Origin of the sequence: Streptomyces sp. MnatMP-M17 (genome assembly GCF_900091995.1) — a bacterium.
In the GTDB taxonomy this organism is placed as follows: Bacteria; Actinomycetota; Actinomycetes; order Streptomycetales; family Streptomycetaceae; genus Streptomyces.
Genome location: NZ_FMDK01001150.1, coordinates 1 through 2,473 on the forward strand (window position 1 = coordinate 1; position 2,473 = coordinate 2,473).

The 2,473-nt window shown below is 70.7% G+C and carries 2 protein-coding genes; both read right to left on the reverse strand.

Going from position 1 to position 2,473, the window contains the following annotated elements; genetic code table 11:
- Positions 1-708: GNAT family N-acetyltransferase (locus tag GA0115259_RS37165; protein WP_093604942.1), on the reverse strand; the 708-nt coding region annotated here is incomplete at its 3' end.
- A 41-nt stretch (positions 709-749) separates the two neighbouring features.
- Positions 750-2,473 (reverse strand): IucA/IucC family protein (locus GA0115259_RS37170; protein ID WP_093604944.1); only part of this gene is annotated, 1,724 nt, incomplete at its 5' end.

The following is a 2,473-nucleotide window of genomic DNA, read 5'->3' on the forward strand; positions in this document are numbered from 1 at the left end:
GACCATGAGAGCGGCTCGCTTCTCAGGCAGGTCGACCTCCGCCGAGAAGCGGAAGCCGGCGCTGAGGAAGGCGGAGACGGAAGGTGTGTTGCGCAGGTCGGGCTCGGCGACGACGCGCGCACAGCGAGGACGGTGATCGAGGATGAGATCGGAGACGGCTCTGAGGAGGGCGGTGCCGACACCGCGACCACGGTCGGCGACGCCTCCCAGCAGCAGATGGATTCCGGTGTCGTGCGGGCGGGCGGGATAGTGACGCGCGAGAGGATCGAGGTCGGCGCGGTAGATCTCCCAGTAGCTCATCGGAACGCCGGCGAGGGCACCGAGACAGGGGACACTGCGGCCGTCGCCGTCGAGCTGAGGGCGCAGATGGGCGGCGGTGACGGACTCCGGACCCGCCAGCTCCCAGAAGGCCGCGACCGCGGGATCGTTCATCCAGCGGCTGACCAGCGACACATCACGCTCGATTCGGACCGGGACGAGCTGGAAGACACCGGCCGGGGTCGCGGCGGGACCCCAGCGGGCGGGACTGTCGAGCAGATCGCCGGCCGGGGCGGCGCCGGGCGACGGCTCCAGGGCCGTCGGCCCGTCCTCTCCGAACAGCGCGATGAGCTCGTCGGGCAGCCGAAGGTCGAGGGTGTCCTCGGTGCCCCCGCCGGTTCTCGGCGTGGAGTCGGCTCCGGTGTCGGCGCTCGCATCGGTGGGAGGCACTGGGCGCTCTCCTCTCAGCAGTTCGGACGGGTCGTGTTCCTTCACTGGCGAAGGGGATTGGCGATGGTGACATAGACGGACTGGGTGTCCACAGGCCCGACCAGCTCGTCGAGACCGTGCAGCCGGGTGAGCAGATTGGCCTTGCAGCGCAGCGTGGCGGTTTCCAGAAGCCGGCCGGGCAGGGACGAGCCGAGTCCTTCGGCTCCGGCGAGGAACTGGCGGAGGGCAGCGATCAGGACGCGCTCGTCGGCGAGCCCCTGTGCGCCGAACGCGCCGATCAGACCGAGGACGTTGTTGATGCCGAGGTAGTAGACGAAGCGCTCGTCGGTGACCTCGTCGGAGACGAAGGTGTCGCTGACCGAGCCGATGCCGGGAAGGCGGCGTTCCAGGGATAGACGGTGGGATTCACGGAAGTAGTAGCCCTGGTTGTCGCGGTAACGGCCGCCGATGGGCCAGCCGTCGGAGTCCAGGAGCACCAGCGTGTTCTGCTGATGGGCCTCCAGGGCGATGCCCGCCGTGCCGTCGAGCCAGAGCACCGGGCGTACGACCTGGTCGAGATAGCGCAGAAACCACTCGGCGGACACGGCCGCGCGGGAACGGCCGGTACGGGCGGCGAGGGCGAGGACGATCTCGGCCAGACGCGAATGGGTGCCGGTGCGGCCGGGATAGGGCCGAGGAGCGGTCAGTCCGGCGATACAGACGACGTCGTCGCCCGGCGCGAACGGGTTGTGGCGCACCATGACATCGAGTCCGCCGACCGCTTCGCCGTCCGGAGTGTCGACGGCAAGCCAGGCCGGGTCGCGGACGATGTCGAAGCCGGGATGCGCGGCCTGCCACTCCTTGGCGAGTCCGCTGCGGAGCAGCCGGTGCACCTCGACACCGCGGTGGAGTTCCTTGCGGAGGTTCTCACGGCGGGAGTTGGTGATGCGCAGACCCAGTGAGAGCTTGAGCATGGCGGGGACGCCGGACCGGTGGACCGTACGGATCGAGGAGGTGGGATGCCAAGGCGCGCCCTGAGGCCCCAGATCGTGCAGAAGACCGGCGTCGAGCAGTGCGGCGACGGCCGGGCGGTGCCTCAACTCGCGCGCCTGCCAGGGATGGAGAGGCAGCGGGACGGTGTGACCTGGCAGAGGGACGTCGCCGAGGAGTCGGGTGGTGAGCAGCTCGGCGGGCACGATACGGCCCTGCTCGGTCCAGGCCGAGTCGGTGGCCAGTACGGACCGGTCGACGGCCATCCAGTGGAGCGGGAAGGAGCCGCGCAACTCGGGTGAGTAGAGACGGGCTTCGGCCTCGGAGAGTCCGTCCCGGCTCTTGGGCGTGGGGTGCAGAGGATGGCCGAGGATCAGTGACTGCTCGGCGGTGAGGAAGAGGTCGGCGCCGGCTCCCGCGCCCGGGCGGCGACGCCGGTCGGCGAGGAATTCGGCGGTGTGGCCGAGGGAGTTGGCGACGCGGCCGACCAGATCGGCTCCCTGGTAGCGGCCCGACTCACGGCCGAGGAGCGCGGCGACGGTGACGGCCTCGGCGGCGGGCGCGTCCTGAGGAGCGCTCTCCAGGAAGGGCATGCCGAAGCGGTGCCAGCCGGTGGCCGACCAGTACCGGACGGGCACGAGAAGGGCGGTGCCGCTGGCTTCGAGCGGGATCCGCAGCACGGAGCCTTCGGGGCGCGGCAGATCGGTCTCCCGGACCCAGCAGCGCAGCAGATTCTCGGTGGCCGCCGCGTCGGCCGCCTTCTGCGGGTCGGGATGGTCGAGCTGGTCGGTCGCCG